The 2,023-nt window shown below is 44.8% G+C and carries 1 protein-coding gene; it reads right to left on the minus strand.

Annotated features, from left to right (window positions below):
- Positions 1–2,023: putative Ig domain-containing protein (locus RMZ95_RS33980; RefSeq protein WP_409884541.1), on the minus strand; the 2,023-nt coding region annotated here is incomplete at both ends.

Consider the following 2,023-nt stretch of genomic DNA (forward strand, 5'->3'; position numbering starts at 1 on the left):
ACATCCTTAAAGGTGTTGTCTGGGATAATGAAGTTGAAAAGTGTGTCTTCTGTTGCTTGTTGGTTAGCAATTTCATTCGCCACCTCTGGCGCATCGTTGGTGTTATTAACAGTGAGCGTAAACACATCACTGACTTGAGCAAGATAAGTATCTGTGGCAGTAACTTTAATGTTTAAGCTACCCACGTTTGCATTTAAGGGAGTGCCACTGAAGGTTTTGGTTGCAGCATTGAAGGTTAACCAACTCGGTAGAGAGTCGCCGTTTTCGAGAGTGGCAGTGTAGGTGAGAGTGTCGCCAGCATCGACATCCTTAAAGGTGTTGTCTGGGATAATGAAGTTGAAAAGTGTGTCTTCTGTTGCTTGTTGGTTAGCAATTTCATTCGCCACCTCTGGCGCATCGTTGGTGTTATTAACAGTGAGCGTAAACACATCACTGACTTGAGCAAGATAAGTATCTGTGGCAGTAACTTTAATGTTTAAGCTACCCACGTTTGCATTTAAGGGAGTGCCACTGAAGGTTTTGGTTGCAGCATTGAAGGTTAACCAACTCGGTAGAGAGTCGCCGTTTTCGAGAGTGGCAGTGTAGGTGAGAGTGTCGCCAGCATCGACATCAATGAAGGTGTTGTCTGGGATAATGAAGGTGAAAACTGTATCTTCTGTTGCTTGTTGAGGAGCGATCGCCTGAAATACCTCTGGCGCATCGTTGACGTTGTTAACGGTGAGTACAAAAACATCATTCGCTTGGGCGCCAGCAGTATCTTTAGCAGTAACTTTAATGTTGAGGCTGCCGACATTTGCATTTAAGGGAGTACCACTGAAGGTTTTGGTTGCAGCATTGAAGGTTAACCAACTCGGTAGAGAGTCGCCGTTTTCGAGAGTGGCAGTGTAGGTGAGAGTGTCGCCAGCATCGACATCAATGAAGGTGTTGTCTGGGATAATGAAGGTGAAAACTGTATCTTCTGTTGCTTGTTGGTTTGCAATTTCATTCGCCACCTCTGGCGCATCGTTGGTGTTGTTAACAGTGAGTGTGAACACATCACTGATTTGAGCAAGATAAGTATCTGTGGCAGTAACTTTAATGTTTAGGCTACCCACGTTTGCATTTAAGGGAGTGCCACTGAAGGTTTTGGTTGCAGCATTAAAACTCAACCAACTCGGTAGAGAGTCACCGTTTTCGAGAGTGGCAGTGTAAGCGAGAGTGTCTTCAGGATCTTGATCTTGGAAGCTATCTGAGATTGTGAAGTTGAAATTTATGTCTTCTGGAGTCTCTTTGTCTGCGATTTCCTTCACTAGTACTGGATTTTGGTTAACCCTGTAACGTGCCACAGCAAAGTTATTGGCGCTTATTCCCGCGACTATTATCGTACCATCGTGTTGGGTGAGAGCATAGGCATTATCAGTAGTCTTTGTGCCGATATCAGTAGTGATAATGCCAGTAGTATTGAAATCAGTGTCAAGAGTACCATTGCTGTTGTAACGTACTAAAGCAAAGTTATTGTTACTCGAACCCGCCACAATAATTTTGCCATTAGCTTGCACGCTAACGCTGTAAGCTATGTCAGTACCGCCCAAGTTAGTAATGACCTTGCCAGCAGTACCAAAGCTGGTGTCGAGACTTCCATTGCTGTCGTAACGTACTACAGCAAAGTTATTAGTACTCACTCCCGCTAACAGAATCTTGCCATCATCTTGCAGGGCAATGCTGTAGGCGGTGTCTGTGGTATTAGTACCAATATCAGTAATGACCTTGCCAGCAGTACCAAAGCTGGTGTCAAGACTTCCATTGCTGTCGTAACGTACTACAGCAAAGTTACTACTACTCACTCCCGCTAACAGAATCTTGCCATCGTCTTGCAGGGCAATGCTGTAGGCTATGTCAGTACCGCCCAAGTTAGTAATTACCTTGCCAGCAGTACCAAAGCTGGTGTCGAGACTACCATTGCTGTTGTAACGTACTACAGCAAAGTTATTAGTACTCACTCCCGCTAACAGAATCTTGCCATCATCTTGCAGGGCAATGCTGT

Source organism: Nostoc sp. DedQUE07, assembly GCF_034530975.2.
Taxonomy (GTDB): domain Bacteria; phylum Cyanobacteriota; class Cyanobacteriia; order Cyanobacteriales; family Nostocaceae; genus Nostoc.